The sequence below is a fragment of the Staphylococcus sp. Marseille-Q5304 genome, from assembly GCF_943737015.1.
GTDB classification, from domain to species: Bacteria; Bacillota; Bacilli; order Staphylococcales; family Staphylococcaceae; genus Staphylococcus; species Staphylococcus hsinchuensis.
Genome location: NZ_CALSFP010000001.1, coordinates 1,333,262 through 1,348,900 on the forward strand (window position 1 = coordinate 1,333,262; position 15,639 = coordinate 1,348,900).

Annotated in this window: 17 protein-coding genes, 1 tRNA gene and 1 pseudogene; 6 read left to right on the forward strand and 13 right to left on the reverse strand. The window is 29.3% G+C overall.

The features are described 5' to 3' along the window. Nucleotides 1-43 precede the first annotated feature (43 nt). Nucleotides 44-1,657: a bacillithiol biosynthesis cysteine-adding enzyme BshC gene (gene bshC, locus NGI30_RS06620; RefSeq protein ID WP_251516256.1), complete on the reverse strand. Its 1,614-nt coding sequence runs from the start codon at nucleotides 1,655-1,657 to the stop codon at nucleotides 44-46. Between the two features lie 246 nt (nucleotides 1,658-1,903). Here bshC and NGI30_RS06625 point away from each other — a divergent pair, with 246 nt between their 5' ends. Further along, nucleotides 1,904-2,344, forward strand: a complete 441-nt coding sequence (locus NGI30_RS06625) for an N-acetyltransferase (protein WP_251516253.1) — start codon at nucleotides 1,904-1,906, stop codon at nucleotides 2,342-2,344. Nucleotides 2,345-2,678: 334 nt separating this feature from the next. Here the strand turns inward: NGI30_RS06625 and NGI30_RS06630 are convergent, their stop codons facing one another. The 6 genes from NGI30_RS06630 to NGI30_RS06655 all read right to left on the reverse strand — a co-directional run bounded on the left by NGI30_RS06630 (nucleotide 2,679) and on the right by NGI30_RS06655 (nucleotide 6,044). Beyond that, a complete protein-coding gene (locus tag NGI30_RS06630; RefSeq protein WP_251516251.1) occupies nucleotides 2,679-2,813 on the reverse strand; it encodes a beta-class phenol-soluble modulin in 135 nt (44 codons plus the stop codon). Nucleotides 2,814-2,856: 43 nt separating this feature from the next. Further along, nucleotides 2,857-2,991, reverse strand: a complete 135-nt coding sequence (locus tag NGI30_RS06635) for a beta-class phenol-soluble modulin (protein WP_251516249.1) — start codon at nucleotides 2,989-2,991, stop codon at nucleotides 2,857-2,859. A 39-nt stretch (nucleotides 2,992-3,030) separates the two neighbouring features. After that, nucleotides 3,031-3,165 (reverse strand): beta-class phenol-soluble modulin, encoded by a 135-nt coding sequence (locus NGI30_RS06640; RefSeq protein ID WP_251516249.1) that lies wholly within the window; start codon nucleotides 3,163-3,165, stop codon nucleotides 3,031-3,033. A 40-nt stretch (nucleotides 3,166-3,205) separates the two neighbouring features. Continuing rightward, a complete protein-coding gene (locus NGI30_RS06645) occupies nucleotides 3,206-3,352 on the reverse strand; it encodes a beta-class phenol-soluble modulin (protein ID WP_251516247.1) in 147 nt (48 codons plus the stop codon). A 607-nt stretch (nucleotides 3,353-3,959) separates the two neighbouring features. Next, the gene (locus tag NGI30_RS06650) at nucleotides 3,960-5,612 is read right to left on the reverse strand and encodes a glycosyltransferase family 2 protein (RefSeq protein WP_251943117.1); all 1,653 of its coding nucleotides are present in this window, start codon (nucleotides 5,610-5,612) and stop codon (nucleotides 3,960-3,962) included. Between the two features lie 246 nt (nucleotides 5,613-5,858). Further along, entirely contained in the window at nucleotides 5,859-6,044 is a 186-nt protein-coding gene (locus tag NGI30_RS06655) for a hypothetical protein (RefSeq protein WP_251516240.1), read from the reverse strand. Nucleotides 6,045-6,306: 262 nt separating this feature from the next. Here NGI30_RS06655 and NGI30_RS06660 point away from each other — a divergent pair. Beyond that, nucleotides 6,307-6,380 (forward strand) — tRNA-Arg (locus tag NGI30_RS06660). A gap of 1,063 nt (nucleotides 6,381-7,443) precedes the next feature. On the opposite strand, the pseudogene NGI30_RS06665 reads toward NGI30_RS06660, so the two are convergent. The 6 genes and pseudogenes from NGI30_RS06665 to NGI30_RS06690 form a co-directional block, all read right to left on the reverse strand. Then, nucleotides 7,444-8,594 (reverse strand): annotated as a pseudogene (locus NGI30_RS06665) (ABC transporter permease). Next, nucleotides 8,591-9,271: an ABC transporter ATP-binding protein gene (locus tag NGI30_RS06670; protein WP_251943119.1), complete on the reverse strand. Its 681-nt coding sequence runs from the start codon at nucleotides 9,269-9,271 to the stop codon at nucleotides 8,591-8,593. Before NGI30_RS06670 ends, NGI30_RS06665 begins: the two are co-directional and overlap by 4 nt. Further along, the gene (locus NGI30_RS06675) at nucleotides 9,268-10,110 is read right to left on the reverse strand and encodes an efflux RND transporter periplasmic adaptor subunit (RefSeq protein ID WP_251943121.1); all 843 of its coding nucleotides are present in this window, start codon (nucleotides 10,108-10,110) and stop codon (nucleotides 9,268-9,270) included. The genes NGI30_RS06670 and NGI30_RS06675 overlap by 4 nt, the downstream gene beginning before the upstream one ends. Before the next feature lie 507 nt (nucleotides 10,111-10,617). After that, the gene (locus NGI30_RS06680; RefSeq protein WP_251516232.1) at nucleotides 10,618-11,229 is read right to left on the reverse strand and encodes a hypothetical protein; all 612 of its coding nucleotides are present in this window, start codon (nucleotides 11,227-11,229) and stop codon (nucleotides 10,618-10,620) included. Nucleotides 11,230-11,367: 138 nt separating this feature from the next. Beyond that, nucleotides 11,368-11,991: a membrane protein insertase YidC gene (gene yidC, locus NGI30_RS06685; protein ID WP_286009866.1), complete on the reverse strand. Its 624-nt coding sequence runs from the start codon at nucleotides 11,989-11,991 to the stop codon at nucleotides 11,368-11,370. A gap of 14 nt (nucleotides 11,992-12,005) precedes the next feature. After that, nucleotides 12,006-12,149: a lipoprotein gene (locus tag NGI30_RS06690; protein WP_251943123.1), complete on the reverse strand. Its 144-nt coding sequence runs from the start codon at nucleotides 12,147-12,149 to the stop codon at nucleotides 12,006-12,008. A gap of 165 nt (nucleotides 12,150-12,314) precedes the next feature. Between NGI30_RS06690 and NGI30_RS06695 the strand changes: the two genes are divergently transcribed. From NGI30_RS06695 to NGI30_RS06705, 4 genes are all read left to right on the forward strand, one after another. Further along, entirely contained in the window at nucleotides 12,315-12,539 is a 225-nt protein-coding gene (locus tag NGI30_RS06695; protein WP_251516226.1) for a putative cyclic bacteriocin, read from the forward strand. Between the two features lie 349 nt (nucleotides 12,540-12,888). After that, on the forward strand, nucleotides 12,889-14,310 hold the full coding sequence (locus tag NGI30_RS06700; protein ID WP_251943125.1) for a hypothetical protein: 1,422 nt from the start codon (nucleotides 12,889-12,891) through the stop codon (nucleotides 14,308-14,310). 19 nt (nucleotides 14,311-14,329) lie between these two features. Continuing rightward, a complete protein-coding gene (locus NGI30_RS11455; protein WP_353505253.1) occupies nucleotides 14,330-14,812 on the forward strand; it encodes a stage II sporulation protein M in 483 nt (160 codons plus the stop codon). A 17-nt stretch (nucleotides 14,813-14,829) separates the two neighbouring features. Continuing rightward, nucleotides 14,830-15,549 (forward strand): ABC transporter ATP-binding protein, encoded by a 720-nt coding sequence (locus NGI30_RS06705; RefSeq protein ID WP_251516220.1) that lies wholly within the window; start codon nucleotides 14,830-14,832, stop codon nucleotides 15,547-15,549. The last annotated feature ends 90 nt before the right edge of the window (nucleotides 15,550-15,639 follow it).

Sequence of the window (15,639 nt, forward strand, 5' to 3'; positions counted from 1 at the left end):
CCCGATTCATCTCGAAGATGAATCGGGCAAATCCCAACGCGCTCTAAGGTTTTATGATTATATGGTCAAAGGTGTAGGAAAGTGGAGGGTAGGTGGAGGGACTGAACACATCCAGCCCAAATTCATTTAAAATTTGGAGCGGATTCCATATTCTTTCTTGCAAACCACCCATTGGATGTAGCACATGTTTAATTTCTCTAAAATGTTTCATACTTACATCATTTTCTCTTTCAATATTAAGCAAATACCTTTTTAGCAAATAATCGAATTGTTGTTGATGAATTTCATTATTTTTAGCGAGTAAATTTTTATTATCATTATTATTCTCTACTTTGGATTCTAATGATTGATATAAGTTCGCTTGTTCTTCTTTTAAGGCACTCACACGCTCAATAAAATCTGTAGAAGCTCTAGCTCTAATAAATTTATCTTTATCTTCTACTATGCCATTTTCGATAATTTGTGCTGTATTGAGCTCGTACTGGGAAATTAATTTTTCAATTCTTTCATTTAAATAGCTAATACGTAGACGTGGCATTACGATTGGCAAAGGTATATTTAACAGAGTGAAAATATCATTTAACTCTGTCCAATATTTTATTTCACTTGGACCACCTACAAAGGCTACCGTGTTAAATAACCATTCTTCCATTAATGGACGGGTCACAACGTTATTTGAAAAACGGTGAGGTTCTTCATCTAATATTTTGAAAAGTTGTTCCTTCGTATATTTCTCATCCGATTTAGACAAATAATAGTAGTCATTTTCAAACGTCAATAGTTGACGCTTCTCATCTTTTTCTAAAAATAGATGTACATTACTATCAGTTTGAATCATTTGTTCGATATTATTTGCCATCGTATCCTGCTGTGTCTTTCTAAATGTTGAATCAATTTGTTGATGATTTTCAATTATTGTTTTGAAAAATGGACGTTCAAATGATCTTAACTTTTTATTATTCGCATCAATTAATAAGAGACCGTAATCTTTGAACACTTCATGGATAAGCGCCTTAAACATATCAGACCAATAATCATAACGCTCGATAATATTTGTACATATCTCAATTAATGGCTTTGTATGTTTCGTTTCTTTTAATTCTTTAAAGAAACGGTTCAAACTATTTAATAATTCGTCCTTGTCCGGCTTATAATTGGAAACGCCATTTTCTGGTGGTTCTAACGTATGATATTTAACTTTTTTCAACTCTGCTTTCTGCCGATTGTATACATTGAAATGGTTAACTTCTTCGAAATCATGATCTTCTCCAGCTATCCAAAATACCGGTACAACATTGAAATCATACTCTTTTGAAAGTTGCTGACTTAAAGTAATAATGGAAAAGATTTTATGGAAAGTATATAACGGTCCACCAAATAGTCCAGCTTGTTGACCACCTATTACTACTTTAGCGCCCTTAGACAAGGATTGAATATGATCTTTTTGAAGTTCAGTAAGGTCTAAATCATTCATATAATCGTTAATAATATTCGCTAACTTTTGTTCCCTACCATTATTTTCGCTTTTTAATTTATTGAGATAATCGGTTGAATGCATCGCATTATAATGAAAAAACTGAGTAACCTGTTTATCGTCTTGTTTTATTTTAGAAATAAATTGATCTTTTTCATTAAGTTTCTTTATCAGACAATCCATTTATATATTTCTCCTTATGTAATCTGTTCTTAATTAGTATAAAGCGTAAGGCGTTTATTGACAATTTAACGGCTTAAATTGACTTTTAAAACTTAAAATCTTATGAATGTCTAAAAATCTAAACAAGTATTTATGCAGTGAAACTATAATTTTGGAAAATGAAGTAAGTTAGTTAAACAGTAATTATTGTGAAATTCGCTTAAAAATCATGTATAATGGTAATATGATAACGAAGGGGGAACGTCTATGAGTAATGTAAAACGTCTTGATATTAACTACAAAACAGACGAGCTTTTTAAAGACTTTAGAAATTTTGGAAATGAAAATTTATACTTTGTCGATGAACTTCGTGGTGAAATGATCGACGCAAGTTCAGAGTCACCTTTCTATGGAATTTATGTAGGTGATCGATTAGGTGCAAGGATGGCCTTATATAGAAAAGGCGAAGTCGAAGAACAGCACTTCCCTGATTTCGATGATTATAATATCCTTTGGAAACTCGAAGTATTAAAAAATTTCCAAGATAGAGGATATGGTACAGAATTAATTAATTTTGCAAAAGAACAAGGACGCCCAATTAAAGTGATCGCTCGTAACCAATCAAAAGATTTCTTCATTAAACATGGTTTTGAAGATTTAAATAAGAAGAATAAAGATGATCACGATATCTTAATTTGGACTCCATAATAGAGTTGTGCTATGTAATTAGCACAACTTTTTTACTTTATATATGCTTAACTTTTGTATATATAATGGTAGAAACGCGACACAGCCATTATTATTTATAGCAAATCATTGTTAAAATCTATTGATTTCGCTCTAAATGTACAAGCGAGTTTTTCTTAGAACACAAATAGTCCATCTAATTTAATAGATGGGGTTGTAAATGCAAAGACGTTAAATATTACATAAAATTGGATAGGTTAATCATTCCAAACTCCCATCATCCCCATAAAAATTTTTTTAATACAAAAAAACGACCAAGGTTATTACCCTGGTCGTTGCTTATATTAATTCAATCTTATAGTCCGAATGCTTTTGAGATTAAGCCAGCTGCGTTTTCGATGATTCCAACGATGCTTGTACCTAATTTAGCGTTGTCTCCTGCTTTACCTGCTTCGATTGCTGCTTTGATGTTTTCGATTAATTTTTCCATGATTAATAACTCCTTTATTTTTTATTTTAATTTAAAGTGTAACTTATAGTCCGAATGCTTTTGAGATTAAACCTGCACCAGCTTCAACGATGCTTACGATGTTTTTACCTAAGTCTGCACCGTTACCTGATTTTGCCGCTTCTACTGTGTTTGCGATTGCTTCTGCTAATTTTTGCATGTTCATTACTCCTTACGTTTTAAATTTTTTAATTATATCTTATAGTCCGAATGCTTTTGAGATTAAACCTGCACCAGCTTCAACGATGCTTACGATGTTTTTACCTAAGTCTGCACCGTTACCTGATTTTGCTGCTTCTACTGTGTTTGCGATTGCTTCTGCTAATTTTTGCATGTTCATTACACCTCTGTTTATAATTTTAATTTTTAATTAATTATTGACCAGTTGCTTTTGAAATTAAATCTGAAGCTACTTCTGCACCTTTTGTTACGATGTCTACAATGCTAGTTCCTAATTTAGAACCGTCACCTTTGATTGCAGCATCTACAGTGCTTCTAATTGCATCGAATAAACCTTCCATTATAAACACTCCCTGTAAATGTTATCTTAATGACAATAAATGTTAAAAACGAAGCTGAATCATTAATTTGTTTAGCTATCGTTTCGACAACTATAATATAAAATATTTGAGACAAATTTTGGTCAATTATTCCTACTTCGGTACATTTTAGCAATTTCTGTACACGAAATTAGCGCAAAGTACAGTTTTGAATGCCTAACTGTATTTTACGCCATTCAGTTTCATGTAATTAAGTTAACGAATTATTAATTGAATTTTGCGTGATTGTAAATATCGTCATAATTTTCAGATTAATATAAGGTTTGATATGTTTTTCTAGATATAATCGGCTATTTCGAGTGGTTTTTCGTGTGGTTTACCAAATTGTAAGTAATTTGATTTATTAAAAAGAGTGTTGAGAAGGTTTTATATGATAAGTAATCGCTTTCATTTTCTTCATACCTTTTAAGTTAATGGATTAAACATTTTTTATACATTTAATATAAAAAGTGCAAAAATCTTTAATTTTATCCCCATTAACTCGAGGTTTGGCGTAACTTTGAATACATAAATTGACGCCTAACTGTTATAGAAGAACAGTTAGGCGTATATAAATGTGTTGAAAGGTTTAATTAATAACTTCATCGACGAATGCTTTATTTGCAGTAATGACTAATCCATCTTCTGTTATAAGTCTAGGAATGCCTTTTTTAGTAAATTCAGTATCAACTATATTAAAAGTATCGCCAATATTTACTTCGTGATTCGTTCTATGTTTAAACTCTATATCTTTATATTGGTATATTTTTTTAATAACTTTAACTTTTAATGGTTGATATTTAAAATATTGAGCAGGTTTTTTAGATTTTGTTTTTTGTTTATTTAAAAACTCTGCCTTAAACTTTTGTCTTTTCAGTTTAGTATTTTTACTTGCATTAGGCATATTCATATTAACAATACATGGTTTATACTCATCGTGAATAATATTAATATTAAAATCAAAATCACATTGACTGAGTGTCTCAGAATCTAAATAAATATAGTTTCCTTCTTGTGTATATGGAATTTCTTGTTCATTTGGTTCATTATAAAGTTCCATTAATACAACTTTATTTATATGAACTTGGCTATTTTTATAAATCCTTATTACTTCTTTTAGAGAATGATCTATAAAATGTGTACCCTCATATACTGCAAACATTTCTTCTTTAACTGGTATACAATGACGTAAATGTTCAGGCATCGCAAAATAAATTTGATTATCTTTTACAAACTTATTAGCATTCCCACCTTTTGTTAACAATTTTACGTAATCATGTAACAAGTCATATTCCTTGTTTATAAGGAATTGATAAATATTTTTATATTTATCAGCTGTTATATAGTTCTTACCGTTTTTATTATATCTATCTAGGATAGCTAGCATTTCATCAAAAAGTTGATAAAATATTTCCTTATTTGGATGTTTTAAAAATCTTTTCCTATTAAACAGTCTTGCTATAAAATCGACTTCTATAATTCTGCTTAAAGCTTGAAACTCAGTAGATTTTGGTAAAGATAATTTCAACACTTCTTCCAATATTTCCAAGTTACATTCTGTTTTTTCTATAATACTTGTTTCACCTACAAGTGATTCATTTTGACTAAAGCGATTGACATGATATACAGGCATTGGATTCATAGAAGCGTTTTGACACTTTGAGATTGCTTCGATAAAAAATAGCTTATCTTCTCCAAATTTATAATGTTGAAACTGAATATGATTTTGTTTCAATATATCTGTTTTTATAATTTTTCCAGGAGGCCCTACCGCTCTGAATATTTTATTAATCTCATATGGAACGAGATGATTTGCTTCTTTATACGAAGTAAATCTTCCTAACTTCGTCACTGCTTTTTCAGTATGTTTGATACTGTGGCCAAAAGCCACATCTGCATCATTTGCTTGTGCCTGTTTAACTAATTTTGGTAATCCAGTTTCATCAAGCCAATCATCTGCATCGAGGAAGGTAATATATTTACCTTGTGCATCGTTTATACCAATATTTCTCGGTACTGCAGGACTACCTGTATTTACTTCCATGATCACTAATTTTAAAAAGTCATATTTATTTAAATATGATTTAATTATTTGTTGTGATTTATCATTTGAACAGTCATCAACAAATATCGCTTCTATTTGCTTTTTATCTATATTTAAATTATTAATTGATTCAATACAATTTTTTAAAAACAATTCCTTATTGTAGACCGGTACAATAATTGACAATAATTTTTCCAATTGTAACTTCCCTTCTTACTTTAAGCAATTTACAAATCCGAAATGAGTTAGTAATTTATTTTTTAATTTAACTTCCCACATTAAATTAAAATACACTCAAATATTCTTTGTTTTTGCAATTTTCTAAATTTTAATTAAAGTATTTATATATTAATAAAACCACCCAATATTGCCCTGGGTGGTTCAGTGAATATTGAACTAGCAAAGTAACAAAACGTCTTTCATATCATTAAAGTTATATAACTTTTACGATTCTTTATCTGAATTTGATTTACTGTTCTTTTTCAAGAACCCCATTGCTTTATCGATGTATTTTGAATAATCTTTACCTTTTTTCTTTTTAACTTGATCATTAACTTTATTTAATCCTTGCTCAAGTTTCCCGTTTTCGACATATTTATCAACTTGCTTTTTCACATCGTCTTTATTCACTTAAAATAACCTCCTATAAAGAATTTTTTATCATTTACCCACGTCAAACAATAGTAAAACGGGGTAATTTCATATCATTTTATATTAAACCGTCGCATATATTCAAATAATTTCATATACAGATAAAGACCTTTACAGGAGTATTTTATCAAAATGATGATAAAAACACCAAAATAGTGAAAAATCATATATATTTTTGAATCTCATAGTATTGCTTTATAAAGCTAGTTTAGATATAATAATATTTGTGTTAAAAAATCATGTCCTGGTAGCTCAGCTGGATAGAGCAATGGCCTTCTAAGCCATCGGTCGGGGGTTCGAATCCCTCCCAGGACGTTTATAAGTTTCCTATATTAGCTGAAACCCCATAACTAAAGGGATTCAGCTTTTTTATTTACTAACTAAGCCTAATAAAATACAACTAAATTCACATATCTTTGTCACGTGCATGACACAAAAATAACCACCTAGTCGTTTAGGTGGTTCCTCGCATATTCATATAATTTTTCGGTTGTTCTTAATTTTTGATTATCATATCTCGACTACCATTTCTAATTGAAGCTAGTGCATTATGACTAACTCCAATGTATTTATGAATTAAAAAACTTTTTATTACTTCCATCAAACTTGTAATAGTTTAGAGGTATTTACCCAAATTACCTTTGTCCGTTGTTTTTAACTTTTTAGTTTTTCTTAATTATTTTTAATTTTTTTATTACACTTCTCATTAGAAATATCGTTGCTAAAATATTAGTAACAATACTTATTATCGTTAGTATCTTATCTGTTTTATCCAAAAATCTCAGCCCTATTTACTAAAAGTAAAAATCCCAATTAATCAATAAGAATCTCCGATTTTATATCAAAAGTTTTTAAATGATATTTAGTATGAGATTCACAAATGAAAGAATTAAAGTAATTATCATGATAATTAAAGTTGATTTCTGTTTCTTTTCTTGAGTCATAAATAATTCCCCTTTATTAAAATGAACCTTGAGTGCAATTAACTATTCGAATTCTATTTCTTTTGAGCTAAATGCAATAGGTTTTGTAAAACTAATTATACCACAATATTTATTGTATAAACTATTGTGTTAAAATTTAACTACAAATCTTTTATATGGAGGAATTAATTGTGTCTTTAATCCTTTATATCCTTTTAATTATTATTGGTGTTTTTGGATTTATCTTTTTAATAGATTATTTCTTTAATAAACGAAACTAACAAAACTGTAAGGTCTGTTTTTATTTGTAAATATTCATGTTTTAATGTAACTAACAAAAGTTTGTTAAAGGAGTGATTGTAAATGAGTTTAGCCGCTTTATTCATTTTATTTGTGGTAATTTTAACTATTGCGGTAGTTTTAGGCATTAAAAATGCTTAATTTTAGTTAGAAAGTTATTTGATAATATCGATAAGTTCTTTTTTGGCAGCTGCACGTGCAGGTACCCATCCGAATATTATACCTATGAGTGTGGAAACACCTACCGCTATAAGTATTGAACTAAAACTCACCACACTTGTAATATATTTTGGCGTCAATAAATCAATAAGTGAAGCGAATATTATTCCTAATGTTAGACCAATTACTCCGCCTAAGACACATAGAACCACACTTTCTATGAGAAATTGCAACTCTATATCTCGTGCTTTTGCTCCGAAAGCCCGTCTTATTGCTATTTCTTCGGTACGTTCTGATACAGAAATATACATGACGTTCATTACACCAATACCAGCTATAAACAGAGAAATACCTGCGACAGCGGCTACAAAATATGTAATTGCGTCAAACACTTTACCAATACCTTTTAACATGTCTTCAGTATCATTATAACTGTAGCTACCATTTCCGCTTCCAGACCCCTTTTTATTTAATTGTTTAACTACTTGATTAGCAATCTCTTTTTTAGAAGAACCATCTGTAACAGTTATTTGTAGGGTTTGCATTGCTTGGTTAAGGTTCACCAAATATCTATTAAAAGTTTGGCTAGGCATTTGAATTAAAGCTTCATCCATCGGGTCACTTTCAATACCTACAACTTCAAACCCTTGATTTTCTATAAAAATAATCTTTCCTATTGCATGATGTTTAAAGATATTTTTCGCAATATCCTTACTTATAATGACAACTTTCTTGAATAGATCATTATCCTCTTTACTAAAGCCTTGTCCTTTTTTTTAATATTTACTTCACCTATATGTTGAGGATTCGTCATTTTTGCACTATAACTTTCGTCCTTATCAACTTTCAATTTAGCTTCTGAAACGCCTTCTATTTGTTTTACTAAACTTAAATCTTCTTGTTTAAAAGGATTCTCTTTTGTATCTTCTCCATCCTCAGTCATAAAACTAATTGTAGCAATATTTTGAGCAGCCCCAGAATCTTCAAATTCCTTTGTTGTCGTTTCCTTAAATCCATTACCCAAAGACATAATCGTTATTACTGCCGCTATCCCAATAATAATACCTATCATTGTAAAGATATTGCGACGTTTATTTTTCAAAATCGATTTTAAAGAAATTATTATAATGTTAGTTAAACGTGTCATCCAACCACCTCTTCTCGCTGGATCTGCCCATCATGTATATGAATAATACGATTTGCTTTTTCGGCAACTGCTCGATCATGTGTTATCAATATAATCGTCGTCCTATATAGCTTATTTAACTTAATAAACAAATCAATAATATCTTTTGAGGTTTTAGAATCGAGTGCACCGGTTGGTTCATCAGCAATAATAAATTTAGGACGATTGATGATTGCACGTGCGATAGCCACGCGTTGTTGTTGACCGCCAGATAATTTATTAGGCACGAGGTGTTCTTTTTCCACTAGGCCTACATCATTTAAAGTTTGTATCACTTGTGCATGAAATTTCTGTACATTATGTCCTGAATACATAAGAGGAATACATACATTTTCATAAATTGTGTTATTTTGTATTAATTTGAAGTTTTGAAAGACAAACCCTACCGTTTTATTTCGAATTTCGGCGATTTGATTATCGGTACCCGTTTTATAATTTTCACCGTTAAAAATATAATCTCCTTCATACCCACGATCAATCAAACCTATAATATTGATGAGCGTACTTTTTCCTGAACCAGATGGACCCATAATCGCAATAAATTCTCCCTCTTGGATATGCAAGTTAACATCTTTCAATATATGTTTTTGTTCACTGCCATTTTGAAAGAATCGATTGATATTTTTAAGATTTATCATGATGATACCTCAACTTTGTCCCCATCATTCATCGTTTTCGCAGGTTTAACAATTAGCTTTTCACCAATTTTCAAGCCTTTTTTTACGAAAATCTCACCATTTTTACGTTCAATGAGAATATCTCTTCTTTCAACTGTATGATCCTTTTTAAGGACAAACACATCATGATTTCTATTAAGTACTGATCTAGGTAACTTTATCGTCTTTAAAGGGACTTTAATTTCTGTAGAATATCCTGAACGAATCGACGAACCGAGATCTCCAATCACAACATTATATTTTGAAAGATCGTTGTTATCACTATTAGAAGTATCATTTAATTGAATACCCGATAGCTGGTCGCTACTTTGACTACTCTGGTTCATATCATTATCTGCTAATTGTGTTGATTCTTCGTCGTACGAAGTTGGCAATTGAGAAATTTTCTTTATTTTTCCTACTGTAGATTTACCTGTACTTATAACCTTAATTTTTACTTTCTTTCCTACTTTCAATTTTTTTAAATCGAATTCCGAAACAGGTGTAGAAATTTGAGTTTCAAGTGACACTAACTTTAGTATTGGCGCACCTACAGCGATTTCTTCGTTACTATTTAAATCAACCTTTCCATTAAACGGGGCATATATATTGGCATTAACTTGTTGGTCAAAGTGATTTAATTGACGTTGTGCTTCAAACAAGGATGATTCATCACGATGTAACTTATTTTGTATAAGTTTACTATTGGGTTGATGGTTTAAACGTCTATAATCAATATTTATTTTATTTTGTGCATTATTTATCTTTCGTTGAAGTTCTTCACGGTGAATATTATTTATTTGGTAATTGATTAATGGCATCCCTTGTTTGACCGATTGACCATTCGTTACTTTCGTATTGATAAATTGCCCTACTTTAGAATTATTTCTAAATGTTTTGATGGCTTGTGGTGATGCTTTACCTTTTAAATTGATTGGTGTATCGTATGCTACTTTATATGTTTGATATACTTATTGTTTATTTGATTCACCTTTACTTAGTTTTAAAATAAAAGCAATAATTAAGAGTATGAGAATTGATGCTACAATGATCCAAATATTTTTGTTTTTCATAGTTGTTTTCTCCATTCTTCTAATTCCATTGCAATAACATATACAACCTTTGTTATTCCAACTTTGTAGAAAATAAGTTATGCATTTATTTACTAAAGTAATTTTTAAAAAACAGACTACCACTTACCTCAGTAATTGTAGGTTCTGGTAGCCTGTCTGACTTAAATTATTTATTTTTATTTCATATTAATTGTCAAAACAGGAGGTAATCAACATTAAAATAAAAATAACTTAATCCGAGTTATGCAAGCTATATTAATTGAATGAAGCTCCTAAAATAGCTAGTCCCATACTTATAATTAAATACAAAATACCAAAGATGAGAGATGTTTTTTTACTAAATCTACACGTTGCAAATAAAATTAGTCCGAATAGATAGGCAGATAGTATAGTTTGTAAATTGATTGCACCTAAAATTTTATTTCCTTTATCAAAAATATTTAAGCTTGTAATTGTATAATCCGTTAAGGATAAACCGAAAACTAACTGTATAGTAATGAAAACCAGACTAAATATCGTAATAATAATGGATTTTAAAATAGCAGCCGAGAAAATACTCGTTCCTGAGACTTCATATTTCGCTATCTTAGAAATAATAACTATGAGTATAAAAATACTTAAAAGTGATACCAAACTAGAAAATATACCACCTATAATCGCACCATACATCATGATGTTTTTTGCATTGTCCAAATCTTTACCAACAATATCATTTTTTTGTAATGTCTTATCAAAATCTAAACCCATTGTAGTTACAACAGTTAACAAAATAGTAAGTATAATAAATATTAATAATTTTAATGCCCATTTACGATGTTGTCTTAAATTATAAAAGTGTTTTGCGAAAGGCAAAGAAGAATTTTCCAATAAATTGAACCTCCAGTATTTAATATTAACTTTACTATTGATACTAAAATTAGGTGAACCCTTTTAATACATAAATATCGTTGATAAAAACATGAACAATATTTCCTTATTCTATTACAATATTCATAATCATAATGGTTATGAGATTGATCTAGAAACCTCTCTCTTGGCTTTCTTCGAATAAACTATGTATGCGATATATATTTGTATAGTTAAGAAAGCAGAATTAACAATCCAATATAAACCAATTGCAGATGGGAATATCATGCCCCACCATATGTAAATAGTTGGTGTTAATAATAGAGTGAACTGCTTTGATTGTCGTTCTTGTTTAGACTCTGTAAGTAAACTCGATAATGTTTGTGTGAATTTAAAAAAACCTGCAAGTAACGCAATATAAAAATCTGGTTCTTTCAATGAAAACCAAAGAAACTGTGTGTGTGACAAATTCTCACTATAATGTGGGTACTTTAATGCAAAAAATAGACCTATAATTATGGGTAGTTGCAAAATAATCGATATAAATGTAAAAGCATTTTTCGCATAACTAATTTGGTGCAGTTTATAAAGCTTATGTTTTTCCTTTTTTAATTTAATCATTTCTTTGAAAGAATCTGCAGACTTCATCTTGTTATCAATTTTTATTAATTCTGGTTTTAATCTCTTTTTCTTTTCACTATTAAAGTACATATTCTTAACGCTTATTAACATGAATGGTAAAAATATTATCCTCATTATGATAACGAGTAAAATAATCGCCAAACCATAACTGTTATTTAAATATTGACTATATAATGCAATGTGGCATCCATCGGTGCAACGAACGTACGGTAAAAGAAATCGTTATGACTTTCTTCGTTTGAATAATCACAACCACTTAAAATCAAAACTACAGAAATTAATAAAATAAATTTCTTCATATTTTCACCTCAACTTTAATTACCTCCCACATTAATTTATCATAGTTTCAATTATTTTTATATCAACTAAAATAAATTTACTATATATTTTTATTACTAATGAGCGGAGTATATTTACTTTTAAAATGAGGATGCATATACTTACTTTGAAGAAAGGAGGGATCAATGATGTTTGAATTGTACAAAAAAATTAGATGGACTGGTATTTCAAAAAACACTGTGAAATCATTCATTAATGCTTTAATTCACGGTAATAATATTTGGACTGCACTTCAAATTGCCGGCGTAGTATTTTCTGGTGGTGTGGCAACAGCAATTTCTGTTATTGGAAGAGTTGCAATTGTAAAATTCGTTAAGCGCTATGGCATTAAAAAAGCGATTGCTTGGTAAAATATATAATATAACTAATATTGAGGTCTTCTATGTAAATATAGAATTAGAAGGTCTCTTATCATTTTTAAAGGAGTTTTATATGGGTTACATTTTAAAAAGGTATATTATCTTTAATATTTCCTATTATGTAAAGCGTAAGTTTGAATTTATAAAATACAAAAAGATTAGAGAACTATACAAACTTTTATTCGTCCTTTCATTATTCATATCGACTATAGGTATGTTGAGCTTAGGCTTAGTGCTTGGTAGCAGTTTTATACATAATATGACTGAATTGTTATTTTATTACCTATTATTTACATTTCTATCTATTGTTTTTTTACCTATTTATTCAAGAACTATGATAATGATAGATCCTATGGATAAAGAATTGTTGTATAGAACCAAACTGTCAAATCAGTCGTTATTTTTACTCATTTTTATTACTGACGCAATAAAAAAATCACCAACATATGTAAATATATTTGCATTAGGTTTAGGTATTTCGATAGCAAGTCACGACACATTTATCAATATCTTAAAAATTATTGCTAGCATTTCCCTATTTCTAATTATTTCTTTTATCGTGCAAGTCCTTTATATCAATCTTAAAGTTAAAAGTATGAAGAGGTTGTTTAGTTTTCAATATCTTATACTAAACATAGTTATTGGCTTTTTATTTTCTATTATCGGATTTTACGTGAGTCAATTTTTTGTTAATTTCATCGCTAAACCATTTATTCAATTTATTATTCAAACTGCACATAACAAAACTTTTTTTTCTTGGCCCAAGTATTACTCAAATTTAAAAAACAGTTTAACAGAGATTCATATACATACTGTACATATCCTTAATACAATTTCACCTCATTTTATTTTTTATAAATTTAATTTAATTGCAACGATTGAACTTTTAATTCTTTCTATATTGTTGGGTTATTTAGTTTTTCGACAAAAGATTGGCTTTTGGTACAGATACGATCATGAATTTATTAAATCAATTAAACCCCAAAGTTTACCTATATTATTTAATAGGAAAGATGTTTTAACTCACATCCAATGGAACAACTTATTTAAAAATATTGAAGAATGTCAGTTACATAAATCATTCTTTTATATCAGTTATACGATTTGGTTTCTTTTTGGTGGTAGTTACTGTTTAAGTTTATATAATCATCATCCTTTAGTTAATGCTTTTATAGTTATTATTTTAATCAACAATATAGTAAGGGATGCATTTTCTTCAGGTGTTGACTTCTTCACAAAAACGTTACGGTTCGACGCTGAAAGAGAGAGTATTGCACTATATAGAATGAGTAATACAAACTTTGAAAAGTTATATCATGCCAAAATCAATGTCATCAGAGAACTAGGTTTTAAAGAAGCGCTTTTAACTATCATCATAGTTTTAGTTTTTTTCGATTTTGATTTTTACTTAACTATACTTTCTACAATTGTAGTTTTAATCAATATGGTATTTATTCCACATTTGGAATTACTTCCATCTTATCTATCGCCACATTTTAATCATCAGCATTACTCTGAATTTGAAAGTTTTGAAGATCAACATATTATAAATGAAACATTATTTGGCAAAATAAAAGATGGTATATCACTTTCATATGCATTTATCTTTTTAGTCGGATTTATTGGAAATAGAAGTTATGAAGATATTCTAATTTTCTTGATATGCTGGTCAATTTGTATGTTAATTGCACTGTTTATATTTATTTTATTATCGAAAAAAGCAATTACTAAAAAATGGGAAAGCAGGGATCTCTATTTATAATATAAACTTCAAACAAATCGTGCTTGTTTGTCTCTCTAAATTTTTTATTGGAATTCTAATTGGGGTGATGTTGTATTATTTTTCGGGGATTAACCTTGGTCATATGTATCTAAATAATGACTTAAATTTTATTGATATTTTACTAAATAACTTACTGTATTTTTCTATTTCTACCTTTGGTTTCTTAACATTGGGTTTAGCAAACGTGTTTTTATTACTTTTGAACGGTGCACTGATAGGTTTTATTTTTGCGCATTGTTTCAAGACAAATCAATTATTACATGCATGTATTTATCTTGTACCACATGGTATTTTGGAAATATGCGTGCTGATACTCACTTCGACCTTTTCTTATTACATCATTTTAGTGGGCTATAATAGGTTTATTAAAAAAGACTCTGCCAAAAGTCACATAATTAAGTTTTTCACCTTCACTATAGGAGTTTCAATTTTTTTGCTAATTATTGCAGCGACGATAGAAACTTACTTTAAACCACTTTAATTTAGGAGGTTTCAATATTGTTAGAATTAAAAGACATAAGTAAAATTTTTGAAAGTGAGCATGATGTATTAAATAACGTTAATGCAACCTTTCGAGATGGAACGATAAATTGTATAGTTGGTAAAAATGGTGCAGGTAAAACAACCTTGCTCAATATATTAAGTAGTATAATAATGCCAACTGAAGGAGTTATTTACTATAACAATAAAAATATAATAGAAAACACAAACCTCAGAAAACAAATATTTTATATCGCAGTCAAACCATTTTTCTATGAAAAGTTGACCGCTCAACAAAATGTGGAACTCATTTGTAACTTGTATGAAGTACGTGTAACGCGAACTGAAATTAAACATACTTTCAACAAAGTTGGACTAGATGACGGAGATCGAAAGAAAGCTGTAAACACATTTTCTTCAGGAATGAAGCAAAAGCTAAATTTTGTTGCAATGTTATTGGTTAACGCGCCAATTGTTTTACTAGATGAGCCGTTTAATGCTTTAGATACACAAACTCAAGATTTGTTTTTAACACTACTTAAAACACTCGCTGACCATAACCATACTATTATTTTCACGAGTCACATTACAGAAACAATTTTCAAATTAGCTGAAAATATTTGTGTATTAAAAGAAGGACAATTTCAAACAATTGAATCTGCTTCAATATTTGAAAGCACAGAACAGTTAGAACAATGGATTAATAATCATATTTACGAAAATTTCGAAGAAAGTTAAATGCGAAAAAAGAGTCTGAACACTTACTAAATGTTTCAGACTCTTTATCAACTTGGCAGTAGATGTCTGAATTGAGAATGCACTTATTTC